A 22486-nucleotide genomic window follows, 5' to 3' on the forward strand; every position below is an offset into this window, starting at 1 on the left:
AGTTAATATTACACTCTCTGGAAAGTAGCTTTTTTCTCGCTAGCGCTTAGCTCAGCTCTCCATAAAACCATAAATCACCTTCAACTATTTCGTCATCAACAAGCTTTTCACGATAACAAATCTCACTCATTGAAGTTTTAATAGTATGCTCCTTGCAAAATGAATACTCTGAATCTATCTTTGTCCAAAACTGCTCTGGACCTGTTCTTTCCCAAAAGCTTCTATAGTAATCTTCGTCATAAAAAACAATAATTTGTGAACTCCAATAATGAGGAACAGCAATAAACGCTACAACCTTACAAAAAGGTAGATCATCCGGCTTTTGAAGAATAAATCTTTCTGTGGTACTTATCCATGCTCTGCAAAATTCTGTTTTTATTTTTCCTTTGGTTCTTTCACTCTCAATAAACGGATCACTTGGTACATGAAAATGCTCATACCTACTATTCTTCAGCAAATGGCGCGAAGCCATCAATATGCCTAAGCAGCATTCTTAGTTTACGCACCTGACCACGCTGTTTCTTTCTACTCATATCGTTCTCCTTATGTAAACTCTACCTATTATCTTATGTTGAGTATAGCAGGTCACTATAAATCGTGGTTATTGAATATTAAACAACCAAAAAGACACCTTCCAAAAATTGGAAAGTGCCTGAAATGTTGATATATAAGGATATATTAACATTTACTAAACTGTGAAGCTTTACGAGCTTTCTTAAGACCTGGTTCCGCGTATAAATAACGATATTAATTTCAATTCGTTTTAACAGCACGGTTTATCCCACTTTTTATAAAAGTGCTATTTCAACGGATTTTAACTAATTTTATGGTATTCGTACCTAAAATCGTACCCAAATACTAACTGCAAACCAGAACGTGACTACATAAATAATATAACGGTACACTCTCGCCTAAAAATCGTTGATTGCGTCCCTCATTATATTTAAGAAATATTCCTTTTCAGGTGCTTCTTCAACACAATATAAAACCAATGACTTTCTTACATAGCTCGCATGATCTCTCAAAAATTTTGAATTCAAAGGAAACCCTTTAGCATTTGCAAATAAACCGGCAAACCGCATCACCGTTCGAGTATTTCCTTCTCTAAACGGATGGATTAGCCATAAGCGAGCAATCAAATCTGAGAACAACGGAATCATATCTTCCACACTAATCTCAGACCATCCTACTTGATTTAATTCATTGATGATCGTCTCAATTTGAAGTTGAATTGATGAAACAGCTCCATAGTTTAAAGACACGCCACCTAAAACTGCCTCTTCTTTGTAAATAGGTATTGTTCTGATTGCTCCTGCCCATTCATAAAGATCGCCAAAAATGTATTTATGAACAGCAAGAAATGTTTCATAATTAAGCGGCTTATTTTCAAACCAAGCATCAATATCTAACAATTTGAAATAAGTAATATCCGCTTCGGCTTTTTCAAGTAACTCTTTATCTGATATATTAAGTCTATTTTGTAAAACATCAGTATTTGGAATTAAATAAGGATCATACATTTTGCAAACCCAAAGAACGATATTTTTCAATAACGGTTTCTAGAGCATCAGCAATTTCGATATTCCCTGCTACATACTCCTCAACCAATTTCATCGCATCTTCCGAAGGTTCAGCAGCATCTAAAGTTGAATAGCTCAAAGCAACATTCCGAAGCTTTTCACGTTCGATTTTAGTTGTATTTTTTACTGAATATTTGTAATCAGACATACTTTACCAACTCCTTTTAGTATGCTTAATGAAGTACATTATATCATGTTTTTAGACTTTTTCTGTACGGTTAAACTTAATGTATAGAAAAGTTAAAAAGGCAAATCCTACAAGTAAATATTTTGTAATCAAAACATTTCTCCAAAAGTGATTTCATTAGTTGTTAATTTTTATTACTATCAGTAATTTAAGTATAATTGTAATAACTTATTTATAAACTTTCTAGTAAGCATTTGAAACTACTGATACTAAAATCTAGAAGGTTAGTTCTATGTTTAGAAACACAATATTGGGTATTTTTAATGCTCTAACATGTTCATAACAAAATCTTTTCTTTCTTGTTCAGTAAAATCATTTGGGATCATATTCAAAAATCTTTGTTGTTCAACTTTCTCATAACCAGATATTTTGATATTTTGTATCATTCGATCTTTTTTCTTCAAAGTTTTCTTCATCTCTTTTATTGAAGGTGGGTTTGCCAGAAATTTTTTAAATTTCGTAGCGTCTATCTCAGCTTCATACTCTTCATGACTACTTTTCATATAAATCACCATGTCAGTATCTCTGATTAACGGAGGATTCCTTAGAAGAAAAGCATTCAATGCGGCTTCATCAATTAAATAGATCCCATCATAATATCCGGCTGCTCCTAAAGTTGAAGAAGTCACGAACAATTTTATAACTTCATTAACTTTAGTTTCTATTTGTAGTCTTTTTTTTATTTCAGGAATTTGTTTTTCAAAAAAGTCAGCATTCTTTTTAAATTTCTGTATTTCACTAACAATTTTAGCATTCGTTTTTGCATGATCTTTTACGGTATATGGGGGTAAAATAGATTTACATTCTAAAATGAACAATGTTTTATCCAATATAAAAACTAAATCTGTTTCGAAATTCATCTTTGTTGAGTTCTGTACAGGATGCGCTTCGATATTAATAGAATCTATCCCACTATCACGTAGTCTTTTTTGTAATCTTTTTTCAAAAGCAGTCCCCTTTAAATTTATTTGTACATCTTTTGAAGCAAATAAAGAAACTATAGCAACTTCAGGCAATATTTTAAAATTGACGCTAGGAATCAGACCAAGGAAATCGTTTTCAAAAGGAATTAGAGGACTATCACCTAGATCTTTCGAATTCATATTAAAAGTGAATACATTAATTATTATTTCTGCCTCCTCTTTAGTTATACTACCCTCATAATTTCTCAATGCTCTCTCCCAATTTTTTCTATGTTTTACTACACACTTGCTTTTCAGATTATTAACACTTGAATTCTTCTTCAGTTTCTTTTTAGCTTCCATCCTTATGAATGCATGTGCTTTTAACCATTTCGCTAAAGAAACTTCTAACATAAACATGCTGAGATCTTCTACACCAAAAATTCTTTCTACCTGTTCTTCAGATACTCGTTCTAATTTTTCATCTATTGTTTGGAATTCGATTCCTTGTACTTTAAATTTTTGAATTAGTGTATCAGTTAGACTTCCTATATATCCCTTCTCTCTAAAATTTGATATTAAAACCGATTGATTGAACTTTTCGTCAATATAGTCAACATAAAACATTTCATTTTCCATTTTAATAGTTATATCTGAAAACCTAAAATATTCAACTACGTCCATTATTTCATCCCATTCACCATTTAACTCAAAATGAGATCGTGCGGTATATATATCACTATCAGAATAAATAATATTTGTTAACTTGAATTCTTTCTCCTTGCGTAAGAAGAATTTAACAACATTAGATACAATTTTTATAAATCCATCATAAGTATTTAACCTGTTTTCAATTGTATCTTCTGAATTAGTAAGTTCAACTTCTAAACTAATAGGATTTGATAGTTTATTCATTAAATCTTCAGCTGCTATAACTACTAAATTTCCAGTTATTTCATGTTTAGTCCGATTAACTTCAAAATAATTATCTCGAATTCTACAAAAATTCTCTACAAGCTTATTCACTTGAATAACTTTTGCTTCAAATTTTTTCCAAACTGCGATATTGTCTTCTGAATTTTCCTGCTCAATTACAAATTTAGATAATTCAGAAAATATCTTTCTCTTATTAGAATGTATTTCCCATTCTGCAACTAATCCGGATATTTTTAAAATGTCACAAAAATATGCTAATTCATGCTTTAGATATTCTTCTTTTAACTTAGGAAGTACTTTTTTTGAATCTACTGATCCTTCATACTTATAAATGTTTATTTCCCCTCTTTTGATATTATACATTTTTATCCTCCTTATATTTTTAAATATTTCGAAGTGAATACACCAAATGTAATCGACCTTTCAACCTATGATACACTCGAGAAACACCTTAATAAAGCTAGAGAAGCTAAATTAAATTACGAATCGCAAATCTGTAAAGAACGTTATTACAGAAAATATTCTGGGTATTAAGAACAACTAATCGTAAAACTCGTACTTTTTTCGTACCTATTCTCTCAAAAAAAAAGACACTCTCCAAAAATTGGAAAGTGTCTGAAATGTCGATATATAAAATATATTAACGTTTTGAGAACTGTGAAGCTTTACGAGCTTTCTTAAGACCTGGTTTTTTACGTTCAACCATACGTGAATCACGAGTAAGTAATCCAGCGCGTTTTAAAGGTGTACGGAAATCAGGATCTACTTCTAATAAAGCACGTGAGATACCGTGACGGATAGCGCCGGCTTGACCTGCGTAACCCCCACCGTTTACGTTTACGAATACATCGTATGAACCAGCTGTTTCAGTAACGCCAAATGGTTGGTTGATTACTAAACGTAGGTCAGCATGCGGGATATATTCTTCAACGTCTTTTTTATTTACAGTAATTTTACCAGTTCCTGGTACTAAACGTACGCGAGCAACTGCATTTTTACGACGGCCTGTGCCGCTATATTGAACTTGTGCCAATGAATTTCCCTCCTATTAAATTAAGTTTGTGATGTCTAAGACTTCTGGTTGTTGTGCTGCATGTGGATGTTCTGCTCCACCGTAAACGTGAAGTTTCATGCCTTGAGCGCGACCTAGAGTGTTCTTAGGCAGCATACCTTTAACAGAAGTTTCGATTAAGCGACGAGAATTTTTTTCACGCATTTCGCCTGCTGAGATTGATTTCAATCCACCAGGGAAGTTTGAGTGACGGTAGTAAATCTTGTCAGTTGCCTTTTTACCTGTTAATTTGATTTTATCTGCATTAATTACGATTACAAAATCACCAGTGTCAATATGTGGTGTGAATGTTGGTTTATTTTTTCCGCGTAGTACAGATGCAACAACTGTTGAAAGACGTCCTAAAGGAACATCAGTTGCGTCTACTACGTACCATTTACGTTCTACTTCGCCTGGCTTAGCCATATATGTTGTACGCACGTTTTTTTCCTCCAATTTCGATTTCGAATGTTTGACAAACACTTGAGTTTCCGGGGCTCTTGTGGGGCAAACAATACCATTTACCATAATACTTGCAAAGCCTTGCCATGTCAATGTTTTTCTCTTTGAAAACGCAAAATATTTTCATTTTCCTCTTTCTCTTCTACTATACATATTCCTATTCAATATACAGCCTAAAATGAATAAAGAAACGAATAACCAAAAATATTTTGCATAAATATTTAAAAAGTGCTTGCTTTTTGTATTTTATGGTGCTAATATTGCTTCAACACATTAATTAGAATTTAATGAAAAAGTGATAAGGGAGCAATCAGGATGAAAGAAAAAGTGATTTTAGCATACTCAGGTGGTTTAGATACTTCCGTCTCAATCAAATGGCTCGTCGATGAAGGCTACGACGTGATTGCCTGCTGTTTAGACATTGGCGAAGGCCGCGACACTGAATTTATTAAGAATAAGGCGTTACAGGTTGGCGCAATTGAATCGTATGCCATCGATGCGCGTGAAGAATTTTCACAGGATTTCGTTTTGGTTGCATTGCAGGGCAATACTTACTATGAAAATTCTTATCCGTTGGTATCAGCTTTATCTCGTCCATTGATTTCGAAAAAATTGGTCGAACTGGCTCATCAAACAGGAGCGACTACCATCGCCCATGGTTGTACCGGAAAAGGAAACGATCAGGTTCGTTTTGAAGTTTCTATCGCCGCACTTGATCCAAACTTGAAGATCATTGCACCGGTACGTGAATGGAAATGGTCGCGTGAGGAAGAAATCAACTACGCAGCTGAAAAAGGCGTGCCGATCCCAGCAGATTTGGACAATCCTTATTCGATCGACCAAAATTTATGGGGCCGTGCCTGCGAATGCGGCGTATTGGAAGATCCTTGGGCAACTCCGCCAGCGGGGGCTTATGCTATCACTGCTGAATTAGAAGAAACGCCAGATAAGCCGACGATCGTTGAGATCACTTTTGAAAAAGGTGTACCGACTGCTTTAGACGGCGAGGAATTGTCTTTGGCTACATTGATTATGAAATTAAATACGATTGCCGGCGTTCACGGCATCGGCAGAATCGACCATATCGAAAACCGTCTGGTAGGTATCAAATCTCGTGAAGTTTACGAATGTCCAGGTGCGGAAGTGTTGATGAAGGCGCATAAGGAATTGGAAGATCTAACCTTCGTTCGTGAGATGGCCCATTTCAAACCAGTCATTGAACAGCAATTATGCCAAATGATCTATGACGGTCTATGGTTCAACCCTACAATGGATGCCTTGATCGCATTCTTGAAGCAATCACAAGAAGTCGTAAACGGCGTATTGCGTGTGAAACTATTCAAAGGCAACGTGATTGTTGAAGGACGTAAATCTGACAACAGCTTATACAACGAAAATCTAGCGACGTATACATCTGCGGATACCTTTGATCAAGATGCAGCGATCGGCTTCATTAAACTATGGGGCTTGCCGACCAAGGTACATGCTGAAATCCAAGCTGAAAGTAAGCAAACAACAGTTTAACGAAATTGCAAGATGTACCAGATGTGAGGCGGCTTTTACTTGCCGGTAAATAAGGCCGTCCGGTTTCACATCTTGCCATTGCTCTTAGGAGAGTTTCTTTTCCGGTCAGGAAATAAGGAAACCAGCAATGTTTTCATCCTGAGGTATCTGAAAAGATGCCTCCTCCCTATGTTAAAAGCTTTTCGAACTCGTTCAGCTCTTGAACAAAAATTTTCGCTTGTTGCTTCAAAGAGCTAGTTCAATAAGCTAGACATAAAAAGACCGTTGCGACGGTCTTTTTTGCTAAAATCAATAGATAAAAGTGAGGATAAAACAATGGCAAAATTATGGGGTGGGCGATTTGATGGAAAGAACGAAGCATGGATCGATGCATTCGGTGCCTCGATTCCGTTTGACCAGCAACTTGCGACACAAGATATCACCGGCAGCTTAGCGCATGTCAAAATGCTTGGTGAAACAGGCATCATTACAAAAGAAGAGGCGCAGCAAATCACCGCTGGTCTCACTATTCTGGCAAAAAAAGCAGCCAATAATGACTTAACCTTTACGATTGAAAATGAAGACATCCACTTAAACTTAGAAAAAATGCTTCACGACGAAATCGGACCTGTGGCGGGCAAGCTCCACACTGCCCGCAGTCGAAATGACCAGGTCGCGACGGATATGCATTTATACTTGAAGGAACACTTGCTTGAAATCATCGAGAAGGTGAACCATTTCCGCGTGGTCTTAGTGAACAAGGCCGAAGAACATGTTGAAACGATCATGCCTGGATACACCCATCTGCAGCATGCACAGCCGATTTCCTTTGGCCATCATTTAATGGCTTATTATGGCATGCTGACGCGTGATCAGGCCCGCTTGGAGGAAAGTATGAAGCGTGTGGATCTTTCGCCTCTTGGCTGTGCTGCTTTGGCAGGAACGACCTTCCCGATTGATCGTCAGATGACTGCGGATGAGTTAGGCTTTGCCGATCTTTATATGAACAGTCTTGACGGTGTGAGTGATCGTGATTTCATCCTTGAATTTTTAAGCGACAGCTCAATCTTGATGATGCACCTTTCTCGTTTCTGCGAAGAAATTATTTTATGGTGCAGCCATGAATTTAAGTTTGTTGAATTAACAGATACTTTTTCTACCGGCAGCTCGATCATGCCGCAAAAGAAAAACCCCGACATGGCAGAATTGATCCGTGGAAAATCCGGACGTGTTTTTGGCGATTTGATTGGCTTATTAACCGTCATAAAAGGGTTGCCGCTGGCTTACAACAAAGATTTGCAAGAAGACAAGGAAGGCATGTTTGATACTGTTCACACCGTAGCAACCAGCTTGGACATCATGGCCGGCATGATCGATACCATGAAGGTCAATACCAAAATCATGCACGATGCTACTGAGAAAGACTTTTCTAACGCTACTGAGCTGGCTGATTATTTGGCAGCAAAAGGGATTCCATTCCGCCAAGCCCACGAAATCGTCGGTAAACTAGTACTAGCCTGCACCCAAAAGGGCATCTATCTGCAGGATGTGCCGCTAGACGAATATCAAGCGATGAATTCTGTGATCGAAGAGGACATCTATGATACGCTGTCTTCTAAAACTGCGGTCACTCGCCGCCATTCATTAGGCGGTACCGGCTTTGATCAAGTCAAAAAGCAAATTCAGCTGGCAAAAGCCGAGCTGTAACTCTTCTATATTAATAATGAAGAAACCCGACTACCCAATACGGATAGTCGGTTTTCTTATGCGTTGGTATAAACAGAGGTGGCGGTTTCTTTTAATACCGCATTTAATTCTTCAATGTTGCGTTTTCCTTCATCAGATAACCAAGCGGCTGCCTGCTCTTCCCCCTCTTTTACAAAGGACTCTACTCCATTGGCCCAAGTTGCCCGACCGCATAACACACCATTAAAGGTGGAACCGGACTGCTTCGCAAAGCGTAATGTTTCTTGGAACAATTCAGCGCTGACACCGGCACTCAAGAAGATGAACGGCAGAGCGGTTGCATCCGACTGCTCTTTGAAATACGTCGCGGCTTCTGATTGACTATAGCATGCCTCTTGCCCATATCCTTCGACAAAGTTCATATTAACAGGCACTTCTACCTTCAAGACATCGACCTGATAGCGTTCCTTCGAAAATTCACGCATCGCTTCAATGACTTTTCGCGGCTTCACCTTTGCATAATTTAATGAGGCCGTGTCTGTAATCGCCGCATCATAGGAAACAATCTCCAAGAAAAAGGGAATATCTTCTGCTGTACATTCTGAACCGATCCGTTCCATGTAGGCCCGTTTTTGTTCATTGATTTCTTCCGGCTCATCAACATCATAATATAGTAGGAATTTGCAAGCATCGGCACCAGCTTCTTTTAGCCGTTTCACTGACCAAACAGTTAGTACATCAGGCAAACGTCCTGGGGTTGTCGCATCATAACCAGTCTTTTCATAGGCTAATAACAGACCGCAATTCTTCTCACGAACATCTGCAGCTGGCAAACCAAACTCCGGGTCCAACAAAATCGCGGAAGCGTAAGGCGTCAATTGCTGAGAAACCAGCTCTTTGAATTTGATCACATCTTCTGTGGTCGCTTCTTTGTATTTGCCGATCATTTTCTTCAAGGCGCCGCGCTGATCAATCGCTAAAGCACCGATTATCCCTTCTTTATTAGTAAGCTGATCTAAGTAGTTCTTTTTCCCTGCACTGATTGTCTTCATTCATTCTCACCTATTTTTTCATTTAATAATGTTGCGATTTCTGTTTTCGATTGAGCTGCTTTTAATTGTTCGGTCACTTCATTTCGCATCAGCAGCCGTGCGACCGCGGATAATAATTTCAAATGGGTCGTTCCAGCTTCTGAATCTGGTATAAACAAAGCAATGACAAAGTCAATCAACTGACCGTCTAAGCTGTTCCATTCGATTCCGTGCTCCAGCGTAACGATGATAATGCTTGGTTGACTGATCGATTGGTCCTTTGCATGAGGAATCGCAAAACCGTCCATCATTCCTGTGGTTCCTTCATTTTCCCGTTCCACCAGCTTTTGATAAACCTGATTTTCCTCCGTAGAAATGGCTAACTTTTTAGCTTGTTCAGCTAAGAAATCAAAAACGTCCTTTTGAGTAGCCAATGATTGATTTAGAAAGATTTTCTCTTCTTGAATAATTCCCATTCCAGCTCCCTCTCTATTCCGTAAGTGCCGATTTTTCTGCTTGTTCGGCCTTCGCTTTCTTTTCTTTCGCAGCCACACTGCTCTTTTGGATAAAGCCTAAAATCACGCCGCCCACAATTGAGCCGATCAGAATGGAAAGAACCCATTGGATCTTCCCTGTTACAACAGGTAAAACTAAGAACCCGCCATGGGGTGCCGGCACCTGAACACCAAACATATAAGTTAAAACAGCAGCGATCGATGAACCCAGCATCATCGTTGGCAGTACCCGAATCGGATCTTTGGCCGCAAACGGGATCGCGCCTTCAGTAATATGTGTGGAGCCTAAAATGAAATTGACCAATCCAGCATTACGGTCATTCGTATCGAAATATTTTCCAAAGAACAGCGTCGCAAATCCTGTAATCAACGGCGGTGCGATACATGCTGCTGAGACACCAGCCATAAAGGTGGTATTTCCTTGCGCTAACAATGCTGTCCCTGTTACATAAGCCGCCTTATTGATTGGCCCTCCCATATCAAAAGCACACATACAGCCAACAATTACACCAAGAACCAAAGGATTTGAATTTTCAAAGCCCGCTAAAAAGCTCATCATGCCTTCATTCACAGCTTTCATTGGACCAGCCAATAAAGACATCACGATCCCAATAACCGCCACACCAATGACCGGATACAAGAAAATCGCTTTTAAGCCATCCAGCTGTTTAGGTAAGACTTCCAAGATTTTTTGCAAGAATAAAATGAAGTACCCGGCCAAGAAACCAGCCAAAATTCCGCCTAAAAACCCTGTACCGCCATTCATTGCAACGATCCCGCCGACAAAACCAACAACTAAACCAGGGCGTTTCGCGATTCCTTCAGCGATATAAGCTGCCAGGACCGGAACCATCATCCCCATCGCCGCATCTCCAACTGCTTTTAACATCGCCGCCGTAGAATTGTACTGTGCGTTATCCGGGTCAAATGAATAAATTCCCCAAACCGCAAATGAGATCGCGATCAGGACTCCGCCGGCCACTACGAAAGGCAGCATGTGAGAGACACCATTCATCAGATTCTTATAAATGCTGCGGCCAAAACTAGTATGACTTCCTGTTTCCTGCTCTAATGCATCCACCGCATGATTTTCGGCAGCTATTGACCCTTTTCCAGCCAAGGCATCCTCGATCAAACGCTCCGCATCCTTGATCCCGGTGCTGACAGAAACATCAATGATGCGTTTTCCCGCGAATCGTTCAGGGTGAACGTCCTTGTCCGCCGCAATGATAACTGCTTCCGCGTTTTTGATTTCTTCAGCGGTCAGTTCATTTTCGATCCCGATTTGCCCATGGGTTTCGACTTTGATCGTGACGCCTTTTTTCTTAGCGGCCTGTTCTAATGCTTCTTGAGCCATATATGTGTGTGCAATCCCTGTCGGACAACCTGTTGCTGCGATTAATTGATAATTTCCCATGTTTTTACCCTCTCTTCTTTGATTTCAATTTGCTTACTTAATTCCTCAACATCCAAAAAATCGGTCAGCCCCTTGCGAAAAGCCGTGGAGCTTCCCGCCGCTAAGCTTTTGCGTAATGTTTCCTCCAGCGGCTGATTGGCAAAATGACCGGCTAAAAAGGTTCCTAATAGCGTATCTCCCGCACAAGCCGTATTGACTACCTTTCCTTTTGGCGAATTTCCTCGTAGAACTCTATCCTGCGTGAAAAGAATTGCTCCCTTTCCACCAAGCGACAACAGCACATTTTGTGCGCCCGCCTCTAACAATTGCTGCCCATAAAACAAATACGCTTCCTCTGTGTCAATTACCTGTCCAAACCAAGATGCCAATTCTTCCTCGTTAGGCTTTAGCAGAAACGGTTGATAAGATAAACAATCCATGACTTCTTGATAGCTGCTGTCGATAATCAAGTTAATCCCCCGCTCTTTGCAGATTCGGCTGATCTCAACTAAAATCGCAGGTTCCACACCTCGCGGCAGGCTTCCTGAGATACAGAGATAATCCTTCGCCTGCAAATTTCTGATCTGATCCAAAAATGCTTGGACCTTTTCAGCCGGTATTTCTGGACCTTGATTTACTAGCTTGTATTCCTCCCCTGTTTGATTGACTTGAGTAAACACATTGATGCGGGTCATGCCGGGAACTTCAATAAAATCAGTGCAGATGGCTTTTTCCTGTAAATAATCTTCTATATAGTTCCCTGTAAACCCTGCACGAAATCCTAATGCAGTGGTGTTGACTCCTAACATTTTTAGTACGAGTGACACATTCACACCTTTTCCGTTTGCTTGGATATCATCATCCTTCGTTCGATTTACAGTAAAAGGATTCATTGTGTCCGTTTCGATAAATAGATCAATCGCTAGGTTCATAGTGCATGTGTAGATAGACATGAGTGATGACCTCCTTGACCCTATTATGGGACAAGCGGCACCGAAAAGGTTTTCACGTTTGATCACTTTTACTGAAAAGCTTTACATTTTTTTACGAATCATGATACTTTTTAACTAGTGTTAAGTTGAAAGAAGGGTAATGAAGCAATGGATCATAAATTGAGCGATACCGAGCAATACCTTTGGGACTTTATTGAGAAGCACATTCATGAAGTGCCTAATTACTCCATCGTAAAGCTTAGTGAGCAGGCAAATGTTTCAACGGCTACGATCGTTCGCACAATGAAAAAGAAAGGCTACGAGGGCTTCACCGCATTTAAGCATCATTTAAAAGAGCAGGAAAATAAGAATATCAATTTCTCTTCATTAGATAAGGTTGATAAGGGCATTCGGCGAGCCATTCTAAAAAATGAGCAGGAAGTCGTTCGAACGATTAACATGATGGAAATCGGCAATATCGAAGATGCGATTCAAAAGATCAAATTCGCGGAACGGGTATTTATTTTTGCTCGCGGCTTTTCAGAAATGATTGGACAGGAAATGATGGTGAAGTTCCAATTAACGGGTAAAAATTGTCAGATGCATACCGATCCGGAAATCATTAAAAATATCAGTCGCAAGCTGACTAAACAAGACATCGTTATCTTCATTTCACTGAATGGTGAGACGAAAGAACTCGTCGTAGCCGCCAAAAACTGTTATGATGCAGAGATAGGGTCAATCCTGTTAACTGCAAATAACACTTCCAGCCTGATGAATTATAGCGAGATTGCTTTGGTCGGGTTCAAATCTGAAGGCTCCTATTTCCCCGATTACGAGGTTCGATCACGACTACCGTTACAAATTATTGCGCGGATCTTGCTTGATTCTTATGCTTTACGCGTTACCGATAGTTGAAACAACCCGGGTGTTTAAGAGAAGGAAAACACCGAATTTAGCTGTAGAGCCATAGTCCTTCTGTAGATGACAAAAAAAGGAGTGAATCGATGAATCAAAAACTAAAAGAGAATATTTCAGAATCCTTGTCGGCCGTTCTGCCGATCACAATTACCGTTTTAGTTGTTAGTGTCTTTTTAGTACCGATGGAAATAGGAACATTTGCGATGTTCTTAATGGGGGCTGTGATGCTGATTATCGGGATGGGATTCTTTCAGTTAGGCGCTGAGATGTCCATGACCCCTCTAGGTGAAGGAATGGGGATTCAACTCTCCAAAAGTAAAAAAATAGCCATCCTTGCCTTCAGTGTTTTTATAATTGGCGCGGTCATTACGATCGCAGAGCCTGATCTGCAAGTATTAGCAGATCAAATGCCCGCTATACCAAGTAATTTATTAATTTGGACAGTCGCTATCGGGGTCGGTATTTGTCTAACGATCGCGGTCCTGCGAATTTTGTTCAAAATCAATTTATCGCTCATACTGACCGTACTGTACGCTGTTGTAATCCTGCTTTCCTTTTTAACACCGAATGATTTCGTACCTGTAGCATTCGATTCAGGCGGAGCAACCACTGGACCGATTACTGTACCGTTCATTTTGGCCTTAGGGGTCGGGTTAGCCTCCGTTCGAAGCGATAAAAATGCTTCAGACGACAGCTTTGGTTTAGTAGCAATCTCCAGTATCGGCCCCATTTTAGCTGTATTATTACTAGGTATCTTCTTTCAACCAACAGATGCTGCTTACACACCGACGGAATTTCTTAATGTAAGTACTACTCAAGATGTAATGCGCGAATTCATGTTGGAGCTGCCTCATTTCGCTAAAGAGGTCTTCATTTCCATGCTGCCGATAGCCATTCTATTTTTTATTTTTCAGCTTATCAGTCGACGTTACCACCACAGACAATATATTCGTATGATCGTTGGTCTGATTTATACATATATCGGCCTTGTACTCTTTTTAACGGGTGTAAGCATTGGGTTTGCCCCGGTAGGCAGCCTGCTTGGCGGCGAACTAGCCGCTAGTAAATTCAAGTGGCTGTTAATTCCGATTGGGATGTTGATCGGCTATTTTATTGTAAAAGCAGAGCCCGCTATTCAGGTTTTGAATCACCAAGTCGAGAACGTCACCGGCGGATCGATTTCAGCTGCTGCCATGAATTTGTGTCTTTCTATCGGCGTGTCAGTCAGTGTCGGCTTAGCTATGATGCGCTCCATCACTGGCGTCAGTATCTATTGGATTATCATTCCCGGCTACCTTATCGCTTTGCTGCTTTCCAGATTCGTCCCTAAGATATTCATCGGTATCGCCTTTGACTCCGGCGGTGTTGCCAGCGGCCCTATGACCAGTACCTTTTTACTTCCGCTTTGTATCGGGGTCAGCGAAGCCTTAGATGGAAATATCATGGCAGATGCTTTTGGTGTCGTAGCGCTTGTCGCATTAACCCCATTGATTGCAATTCAAATCATGGGAATCATCTATAAATGGCAAGAAAGTCAATCTGATCAAGAGGCAGATTTGACGATAGAGGAACTTAATGAAATCGAAGAATGGGAGGACGCTGAAGAAGATGCATAATAAACCGGCAGTTCGAATGTTAATACTGATCGTAGACCATAAAGATAAGAAGAAAGCTCACGCAATATTTGATGCTCAAAATACGCCTGTCCAATATTTATGTATCGGTGAAGGAACGGCATCCAATGAAGTAATGGATTATTTAGGCTTGGGAACATCAGAAAAAGCTCTTTTCATTTGTCCTGTATTAAAAAAATGTGTGCCTGCTTTATTCGATGCTCTTGGCGAAGGTCTCTGCCTTCATAAACCAAACAGAGGCTGTGCATTTACTATTCCCATCTCGGGAGCAAGCAGCTATGTCATGAAAATTCTAGATTCAGAAATGCACGATAAAATCCAAAAGCATATGGAAAGAGAGGAAAAGCAGATGATTCAAGATGCGAAATACAGTTTACTGATGGTAACCATCAACCAAGGATTCAGTGAAGAGGTCATGACTGCTGCCACTGGAGCTGGTGCAGCGGGCGGAACTGTCGTACACGCGCGCCGCCTTGATTCCCAAGAAACCATGAAAAAATGGGGCATCAGTATTCAACCGGAAAAAGAAATGGTTTATATCTTAGTGGAGCAAGACAAGAAAATGGCCATTATGAAGGCCATCGGTGAGCAATGTGGTTTGCTTAGCGAAGCTCAAGGCATCTTGATTTCTGTCCCAGTAGACGGCGTTATTGGCTTAAATACGGATATAACTCAACAGTAGTATGAAAAAAGAGGTTCTCATCAATAAAGATGGGAACCTCTTTTTAGTTTAATTAAGCATCAATTTCAGGTGCTTTTCCTAAATGTGCTTGGATCATCCAAATACGTTTTTCAGTCGCTGTTTTGAATTCGATGAAGATATCTTGAGTTGGATCATCGCCTTCTTCGCCAGTTACTTCGATCCCTTTTTGGTAAAGGTCTGCTAAATAGCGGTAGCCATCAACAAGCGTCGCTAAGCGTTCTTCCATTGTACGATCCCAACGTCCTACTTCATCTGGGATTTTTGTTTGGTCAGCCATTTCACGCAATGTTGAATAAGGAGAACCGTCTAATGTAATTAAGCGTTCTGAAATTTCGTCCAATTGATCGTTCACGTCATCCATGAAATCATCCATCATTGGGTGTAATGTCAAGAAACCAGGGCCGCGCATATACCAATGTGTTTGGTGAATGACCATGGACATTTGACTCAAGTCTGCAACTAGTTGATTCAATACTTCTTTTGTTTTTTCAAATTTCATTCCTACATACCTCCTAATTATTTACTCCACTAAAAGCATAATACAATTATGGCAAAAGCACAAAGAAAATGCTGGAAAAGGGCTTTTTTTTCGTATCTTATTGAAAAAGGGAGGTGAGAACGATCATACATTTTATTTTTGGCACAGTCATCGGATCTTTTTTAGCCGTCGTTTGTTCCCGTATCCCTTGAAACGAATCCTTGCTTTATCCCCCATCACATTGTGACCATTGCAGGCATAAGCTTCAACCGAGCGAAATGATTCCTTTACTTTCCGCTCTCTGTCAAAGGTTCCGCTGTACCCACTGCCAGCAAAAGTTTTCCACTCGCAGTTTTTGGTTAGAATTATTTTGCGGTATGCTCTTTTTAATCTTTTTGCGAGATTTCCAGTGGCTCCATCTTTGGCGTCTATTTTGGCTGTTAAGCGCGCTTGTTTTAGCCGTGATTGATTGGGATCAGCTGATAGTGGAAATGCGGATCTTCTGGGCAACAGGATTGATTTTACTGATCAGCGGATGCTTTCTTTTTCAAATTTATTGGACCAATCCGCTGATTATTTGCGGACTATTTTATCTTAGTCAAAAAATTCTCCCAAACAGCTTAGGTTTAGGAGATTTGTGGGTCATTGGGCTATGGAGCTGCTTTTTATCTGGCTATGAGCTGCTGCAGCTCTTATTCATTGCTTCTCTCAGCGGTTTAAGCTTTTTCGGTTATCAAGCTTTTCGACAAAAAATACCTGAGCGGCTTCCTTTTGTACCCTTTTTATTTATCGGTCTTTTCATTTTGCTGTTAAAAAACCATTAAGCCTCCCAATTTTGACGTATGAAGCCACGCCGGCCGGAGCCTTCGCTGTAAGCAGCATAGTGCTCAGGATTTTTGCGATAAAAATCTTGATGATAGTCCTCTGCAGGATAAAATGCCTGTGCCGGTTCAATCGATGTAACAATCGGATCGTTGAACCGTCCACTGGCCTGCAGTTGTTCCTTCGATGCCTCCGCTGCTGCTTTTTGTTCCAGTGAAGAATAAAAAATCACCGGCCGATAAGAGTCGCCGCGATCCGCAAATTGGCCAAATGCATCTGTCGGATCGGTTTGCTGCCAATAAATTTCTACTAATTGTCGATAAGAGATTACTGCTGGATCAAAGGTAATCTCCACAGCTTCAGTATGGCCTGTTGTTCCGCTGCAAACTTCTTCGTATGTTGGGTTGGGCACCTGCCCACCTGTATAACCGGAAACAACTTTCTTAATACCCGGCATTTGATCGAAAGGCTTCACCATACACCAAAAACAGCCACCAGCAAAAATTGCTTTTTCTTCTGTCATGAGAAAATCCCCCTTTTGATTCCATCATAAACATTTAAAGAAAAATTGAAACGAATCTGCTCAGCAACCAAAAAGAGAGTGTGCCGCAAAAACGGGCACACTCTCTTTTGGTTTATTGGCTATTTCTAATAATTGTCGGTATCGATTGGGTAAATTATTTTCCCATACCCAGTATAATCATAATGGGTTCCTGCACTGATTTTATCAACATCACTGTCATCAAAGAATAATTGATTGTCGTCATCCTCATCTAGATTCGGCAATTTTTTCTTTGTAGGTAAGCCGAGCTGCTTTTTGACAATATTTTGTTCTTCCAATAAGTTATTCCATCCCAAAATTTGAAAATAAATGTCATTGATCATCTCGCCCTGACCCTCGACCTGCGTCTGTTTGATGTTTTCTGCCGCTGGTGTATAATCTTTGGCGACCGTCAGCATCTCACTCCAGCTTAGATCCGTTCGAACATAATCTTCTACCGCATGCAGGTATTTTTTATATTTTGTAACGGAGTTTACTGAAAGCATTTTATGAACGATCTTGGATAAAATTTCCCGTTGCCGCGCTTGCCGCCCCACATCACCCTTCGGATCCTCATGTCGCATACGCACATATTCCAATGCATGCCGGCCATCCAAGGTTTGTTTGCCCTTTTTCACATGCACACCATCTAAAGTAAAATCGATCTTATTATCGACTTCGATCCCTCCAACTGCATCAACTAATGCTTTCAACCCTTTCATATTGATCTCGATATAATGATCAACAGGGATATCCATCATTTCTTGAACAGTCTCGATGGCCATTTTAGTGCCGCCCAGCGAATAGGCTGCATTTAATTTATCGTGATAGGTATCGCCTTTGGCAACATAATTATTCTCATCACCCTTATATCCGACGATTTGGGTATAGATATCTCGATCCAAGCTAGTCATTAGCGTTTGCTTCTTCTCAGGATTGATGGTGACCAGCATCATAGAATCTGAACGTCCTTGGTAGGTTCGCCCTTTATCACCAGTATCTGTCCCCATTAATAGAATAGAAAAAGGCTCTCCGCTTTTCAAATCTACCGTATCTGTACGTTGCCTTTTATAATTGACTCTCTTAGTCATTTTAGTGATTGCCTGATCCACATCATTATTTACTTTTAATAGATAAGCTGTAGCAGCTCCAACGATTAGTACAATGATCCCTACGACAATCAAGATGATCTTCTTTGTTTTGCTCATGCAGCACCTCAAAAATCTTGCCTCTATATAGTTTCCGATATTTTCTCATAAAACGGCCGCTGAATATAGCCTTACCTTTATGCTCTAAACGAAATTTAATATCTGATAAAAGTGACCGCTGTCATTTTCCAAATACCTTCTTATAATAGCGCGAAAATAAAAAGACCACAAGATTCTTTTGAATCTTGCGGTCTTACTATCTCCAGCTTTAGGAAACCATTTTCATTTCGCCTACACACCATTCCCAACCCCTCTTAAAAAGCGGAGTGGAAATGGCAAAGCAGGACGAGTTCGTAAAGCTGTTACAAACTAATTCAATGAATTGTTCAAAGCGTCTTCGGCAGCCATCTGCGCTTCAATATCAGAGATACTGTAGACATTTTCGCTGGCAACGACAACTTCTTTTGGTTCCATGTTACGGTAGGTAGCCATCCCTGTACCAGCAGGAATGATCTTACCGATGATAACATTTTCCTTCAATCCAAGTAATGGATCTTTCTTACCGCGGATCGCAGCATCGGTCAAGACACGAGTCGTTTCTTGGAATGATGCGGCAGATAAGAAGCTGTTTGTTTCCAATGATGCTTTTGTAATACCAAGCAAGACTGGACGAGATGTCGCAGGCGTTCCGCCAGCAACCAATGTATTGTAGTTTTGGTCTTTGAAGTCAGCGATATCAAGCAGTGTACCTGGCAAGATTTCTGTGTCGCCTGGATCCATAACGCGGACTTTACGCAACATTTGACGAACCATTACTTCAATATGCTTATCGCCGATTTCTACCCCTTGCATCCGGTAAACGCGTTGAACTTCACGCAGCAAGTAGGTTTCAACAGAAATTACATCGCGCACCTGCAATAAGTGCTTAGGATCGATGGAACCTTCTGTTAATTGAGCTCCACGATGGACCAAGTCACCTTCAACGACTTTCATACGAGCCGTGTAAGGCACTGTATAGGTACGAGTATCCGTTTCACCTTTGACAGTAACTTCTTTCGTACGTGTAGCAGCATCTTCAGCGATCTCGACCACTTCACCGGTAACTTCAGTGATAACAGCCAAACCTTTAGGATTACGTGCTTCGAAGATTTCTTGGACACGAGGAAGACCTTGTGTGATATCATCTCCGGCAACCCCGCCAGTATGGAATGTACGCATGGTTAACTGAGTACCTGGTTCACCGATTGATTGAGCGGCAATGGTACCAACTGCTTCACCAACTTCAACATCGTCGCCAGTCGCCAAGTTGCGGCCGTAACAATGTTTACATACACCATGTTTCGTATTACATGTGAAGACTGAGCGGATCGTTAGTTTTTCAACGCCGGCATCGATAAGGCGTTTAGCATCTGCTTCACTGATTAATGCATCAGCAGGTAAAAGAACTTCACCCGTTTCAGGATGCATGACTGATTTTTGTGTATAACGTCCAACAAGGCGTTCTTCCAATGATTCGATGATTTCATTACCTTCACGGATCGCAGAGATTTCCAGACCGCGGTCAGTTCCACAATCTTCTTCACGTACAATAACATCTTGGGCAACGTCAACCAAACGACGGGTAAGGTAACCTGAATCGGCTGTTTTCAAGGCAGTATCGGTCATCCCTTTACGAGCCCCGTGAGTAGAGATAAACATTTCCAAGACAGACAGACCTTCACGGAAGTTAGAGATGATCGGCAATTCCATGATTTGTCCATTCGGAGCGGCCATCAATCCACGCATACCAGCAAGCTGAGTAAAGTTGGAGATGTTACCACGGGCTCCAGAATCGGACATCATGAAGATTGGGTTCTTCGCATCCATTGATTCAATCAGACGTTGTTGAATATTATCCTTAGCTGCGTTCCAAACAGCGATAACACGTTCATAACGTTCATCATCCGTAATCAAACCACGACGGAACTGCTTCGTGATCGTGCCGACTTGTTTGTGGGCGTTATCGATGATTTCTTGTTTTTCTGCTAAAGCCATGATATCTGCGATACCAACAGTCATACCAGCATGTGTCGAGTGTTTGTAACCTAAGTCTTTCATACGGTCAAGCATCATTGAGGTATCAGTGACCTTGAAACGTTTGAAGACTTCAGCGATGATATTTCCAAGATTTTTCTTCTTAAATGGCAAGATAATTTCTTGTTCTTTGATCGCTGCAGGAATATCTGCACCTTTTTCAACAAAGTATTTGTCAGGTGTATATTGTGTTAAGTTGAAATCAGTTGGTTCGTTCAAGTAAGGGAACTCTTGCGGCATGATCTCGTTGAAAATAATTTTCCCAACAGTCGTGATCAGCATGCGTTCTTTTTGTTCTTCTGTAAATGGTTTGTCACCTAATGTATTAGGGTCAACAGCCACACGTGAATGTAAATGAACATAGCCGTTGCGCCATGCTAAAACAGCTTCATTCATATCACGGAAGATCATTCCTTCACCTTCACGGCCTTCTTCTTCCATTGTTAGGTAATAGTTACCTAGGACCATATCTTGAGATGGCGTAACAACTGGCTTACCATCTTTAGGGTTCAAGATGTGGGTTGCAGCTAGCATCAGCATACGAGCTTCCGCTTGTGCTTCTTCTCCTAGTGGTAGATGGACGGCCATTTGGTCCCCATCGAAGTCGGCATTGTAGGCTTCACATACTAGCGGGTGAAGACGGATCGCACGACCTTCAACTAAGATCGGTTCAAATGCTTGGATACCTAATCTGTGAAGCGTAGGTGCCCGGTTAAGTAAAACTGGATGTTCTCTGATAACTTCTTCTAGAACGTCCCATACAACGTCTTCTTGACGTTCGATTTTACGTTTCGCATTCTTGATATTTGATGCGATTTCACGTTGAACCAATTCTTTCATCACGAAAGGCTTAAACAATTCGATCGCCATTTCTTTTGGCAGACCACATTGATACATCTTCAAGAAAGGTCCAACAACGATAACGGAACGGGCAGAGTAGTCAACACGTTTACCCAGCAAGTTTTGACGGAAACGACCTTGTTTCCCTTTCAACATGTGAGATAAAGATTTCAATGGCCGGTTACCTGGTCCAGTTACTGGACGGCCGCGACGACCATTATCGATCAACGCATCCACCGCTTCTTGCAGCATCCGTTTTTCGTTTTGCACGATGATATTTGGTGCATTCAAGTCTAACAAACGTTTCAAACGGTTGTTACGGTTGATTACACGACGGTACAGGTCGTTCAAGTCAGAAGTCGCAAAACGACCACCTTCTAATTGGACCATTGGTCGTAGATCTGGCGGGATGACAGGAATAACATCCATAACCATCCAGCCTGGCAAATTGCCAGAAGAACGGAATGCTTCTAAGACGTCTAAGCGACGAATTGCTCGTGTACGTTTTTGTCCTTGAGCAGTTTTCAACTCTTCTTTTAATTCTGCTGACTCACCATCTAGATCAACTTGATCTAATAATTGCTTGATGGCTTCCGCACCCATTGCCGCATGAAATTCTTGACCGTATTGATCCCGTTTTTCACGGTATTCACGTTCAGTCAATAATTGTTTTTTCTCTAGGCTTGTATTACCTGGATCGATTACGACATAAGATGCAAAGTAGATGATTTCTTCCAACGCACGTGGGCTCATGTCTAATACAAGACCCATCCGAGAAGGAATTCCTTTGAAATACCAGATATGTGTTACAGGGGCTGCTAATTCGATATGGCCCATCCGTTCACGACGAACTTTTGAACGTGTGACTTCAACACCACAACGGTCGCAGACGATTCCCTTATAACGGATTCTTTTGTATTTTCCACAGGCACATTCCCAGTCTTTGGTTGGCCCAAAAATTCTTTCATCAAATAACCCTTCGCGCTCAGGTTTCAATGTACGGTAGTTAATGGTTTCCGGTTTTTTTACTTCACCGTATGACCAGCTTCTGATTTTTTCAGGAGAAGCCAAACCTATTTGCATACTTTCGAATTTATTTACATCGATCAAAAGGGTTTCCCTCCATTTCATTTTATCGTAAGTCA

Annotated in this window: 20 protein-coding genes; 6 read left to right on the forward strand and 14 right to left on the reverse strand. The window is 40.7% G+C overall.

The annotated features are described in order from the left end of the window. Nucleotides 1–46: 46 nt before the first annotated feature. The 6 genes from JZO85_RS22305 to rplM all read right to left on the reverse strand — a co-directional run bounded on the left by JZO85_RS22305 (nucleotide 47) and on the right by rplM (nucleotide 5082). Nucleotides 47–457 (reverse strand): DUF3916 domain-containing protein, encoded by a 411-nt coding sequence (locus JZO85_RS22305; protein WP_207110720.1) that lies wholly within the window; start codon nucleotides 455–457, stop codon nucleotides 47–49. A 454-nt stretch (nucleotides 458–911) separates the two neighbouring features. Beyond that, nucleotides 912–1520: a Fic/DOC family protein gene (locus JZO85_RS22310; protein ID WP_207110721.1), complete on the reverse strand. Its 609-nt coding sequence runs from the start codon at nucleotides 1518–1520 to the stop codon at nucleotides 912–914. Beyond that, nucleotides 1513–1728, reverse strand: coding sequence for a hypothetical protein (locus JZO85_RS22315; protein ID WP_207110722.1), 216 nt, complete (start codon nucleotides 1726–1728; stop codon nucleotides 1513–1515). The genes JZO85_RS22310 and JZO85_RS22315 overlap by 8 nt, the downstream gene beginning before the upstream one ends. A gap of 299 nt (nucleotides 1729–2027) precedes the next feature. Continuing rightward, nucleotides 2028–3968 carry a hypothetical protein gene (locus JZO85_RS22320; protein ID WP_207110723.1) on the reverse strand — a complete coding sequence of 647 codons (1941 nt, stop codon included), beginning with the start codon at nucleotides 3966–3968 and terminating at the stop codon, nucleotides 2028–2030. A gap of 277 nt (nucleotides 3969–4245) precedes the next feature. Continuing rightward, entirely contained in the window at nucleotides 4246–4638 is a 393-nt protein-coding gene (gene rpsI, locus JZO85_RS22325; protein ID WP_207110724.1) for a 30S ribosomal protein S9, read from the reverse strand. A 15-nt stretch (nucleotides 4639–4653) separates the two neighbouring features. After that, entirely contained in the window at nucleotides 4654–5082 is a 429-nt protein-coding gene (gene rplM / locus JZO85_RS22330; RefSeq protein WP_347401821.1) for a 50S ribosomal protein L13, read from the reverse strand. A 351-nt stretch (nucleotides 5083–5433) separates the two neighbouring features. Between rplM and JZO85_RS22335 the strand changes: the two genes are divergently transcribed. Both JZO85_RS22335 and argH read left to right on the forward strand, forming a co-directional pair. Beyond that, nucleotides 5434–6642: an argininosuccinate synthase gene (locus JZO85_RS22335; protein ID WP_207110726.1), complete on the forward strand. Its 1209-nt coding sequence runs from the start codon at nucleotides 5434–5436 to the stop codon at nucleotides 6640–6642. A 315-nt stretch (nucleotides 6643–6957) separates the two neighbouring features. Continuing rightward, nucleotides 6958–8328 (forward strand): argininosuccinate lyase, encoded by a 1371-nt coding sequence (gene argH / locus JZO85_RS22340; RefSeq protein WP_207110727.1) that lies wholly within the window; start codon nucleotides 6958–6960, stop codon nucleotides 8326–8328. Nucleotides 8329–8384: 56 nt separating this feature from the next. On the opposite strand, the gene lacD is transcribed toward argH, so the two are convergent. Genes lacD through pfkB form a run of 4 tightly spaced genes read right to left on the reverse strand, consistent with a single transcriptional unit; the run spans nucleotide 8385 to nucleotide 12202 of the window. Beyond that, the gene (lacD, locus tag JZO85_RS22345) at nucleotides 8385–9359 is read right to left on the reverse strand and encodes a tagatose-bisphosphate aldolase (protein WP_207110728.1); all 975 of its coding nucleotides are present in this window, start codon (nucleotides 9357–9359) and stop codon (nucleotides 8385–8387) included. Then, a complete protein-coding gene (locus JZO85_RS22350; RefSeq protein ID WP_207110729.1) occupies nucleotides 9356–9814 on the reverse strand; it encodes a fructose PTS transporter subunit IIA in 459 nt (152 codons plus the stop codon). The genes lacD and JZO85_RS22350 overlap by 4 nt, the downstream gene beginning before the upstream one ends. Before the next feature lie 13 nt (nucleotides 9815–9827). Then, a complete protein-coding gene (locus tag JZO85_RS22355) occupies nucleotides 9828–11270 on the reverse strand; it encodes a PTS fructose transporter subunit IIC (protein ID WP_207110730.1) in 1443 nt (480 codons plus the stop codon). Further along, nucleotides 11252–12202, reverse strand: coding sequence for a 1-phosphofructokinase (gene pfkB / locus JZO85_RS22360; protein WP_207110731.1), 951 nt, complete (start codon nucleotides 12200–12202; stop codon nucleotides 11252–11254). The genes JZO85_RS22355 and pfkB overlap by 19 nt, the downstream gene beginning before the upstream one ends. A 147-nt stretch (nucleotides 12203–12349) precedes the next feature. On the opposite strand from pfkB, the gene JZO85_RS22365 reads away from it, so the two are divergent. The 3 genes from JZO85_RS22365 (at nucleotide 12350) to JZO85_RS22375 (ending at nucleotide 15418) form a co-directional block, all read left to right on the forward strand. Then, complete coding sequence (locus tag JZO85_RS22365; protein WP_207110732.1) at nucleotides 12350–13099, forward strand: MurR/RpiR family transcriptional regulator; 750 nt, start codon at nucleotides 12350–12352, stop codon at nucleotides 13097–13099. A gap of 89 nt (nucleotides 13100–13188) precedes the next feature. Continuing rightward, the gene (locus tag JZO85_RS22370) at nucleotides 13189–14718 is read left to right on the forward strand and encodes a DUF1538 domain-containing protein (protein WP_207110733.1); all 1530 of its coding nucleotides are present in this window, start codon (nucleotides 13189–13191) and stop codon (nucleotides 14716–14718) included. After that, nucleotides 14678–15418, forward strand: a complete 741-nt coding sequence (locus JZO85_RS22375) for a transposase (protein ID WP_242550500.1) — start codon at nucleotides 14678–14680, stop codon at nucleotides 15416–15418. Before JZO85_RS22370 ends, JZO85_RS22375 begins: the two co-directional genes overlap by 41 nt. A 52-nt stretch (nucleotides 15419–15470) precedes the next feature. Here the strand turns inward: JZO85_RS22375 and JZO85_RS22380 are convergent, their stop codons facing one another. Then, complete coding sequence (locus tag JZO85_RS22380; RefSeq protein WP_207110734.1) at nucleotides 15471–15938, reverse strand: Dps family protein; 468 nt, start codon at nucleotides 15936–15938, stop codon at nucleotides 15471–15473. 200 nt (nucleotides 15939–16138) lie between these two features. Between JZO85_RS22380 and JZO85_RS22385 the strand changes: the two genes are divergently transcribed. Beyond that, complete coding sequence (locus JZO85_RS22385) at nucleotides 16139–16741, forward strand: prepilin peptidase (RefSeq protein WP_207110735.1); 603 nt, start codon at nucleotides 16139–16141, stop codon at nucleotides 16739–16741. Here the strand turns inward: JZO85_RS22385 and msrA are convergent. From msrA to rpoC, 3 genes are all read right to left on the reverse strand, one after another. Next, complete coding sequence (gene msrA / locus JZO85_RS22390) at nucleotides 16738–17262, reverse strand: peptide-methionine (S)-S-oxide reductase MsrA (RefSeq protein ID WP_207110736.1); 525 nt, start codon at nucleotides 17260–17262, stop codon at nucleotides 16738–16740. The two genes, JZO85_RS22385 and msrA, sit on opposite strands and share 4 nt — an antisense overlap. A gap of 125 nt (nucleotides 17263–17387) precedes the next feature. Next, nucleotides 17388–18488, reverse strand: coding sequence for an LCP family protein (locus tag JZO85_RS22395; RefSeq protein ID WP_207110737.1), 1101 nt, complete (start codon nucleotides 18486–18488; stop codon nucleotides 17388–17390). 309 nt (nucleotides 18489–18797) lie between these two features. Further along, a complete protein-coding gene (gene rpoC, locus JZO85_RS22400) occupies nucleotides 18798–22451 on the reverse strand; it encodes a DNA-directed RNA polymerase subunit beta' (RefSeq protein ID WP_207110738.1) in 3654 nt (1217 codons plus the stop codon). Nucleotides 22452–22486 lie beyond the last annotated feature (35 nt).

Origin of the sequence: Candidatus Enterococcus murrayae, from assembly GCF_017315985.1 — a bacterium.
Lineage (GTDB): Bacteria > Bacillota > Bacilli > Lactobacillales > Enterococcaceae > Enterococcus_A > Enterococcus_A murrayae.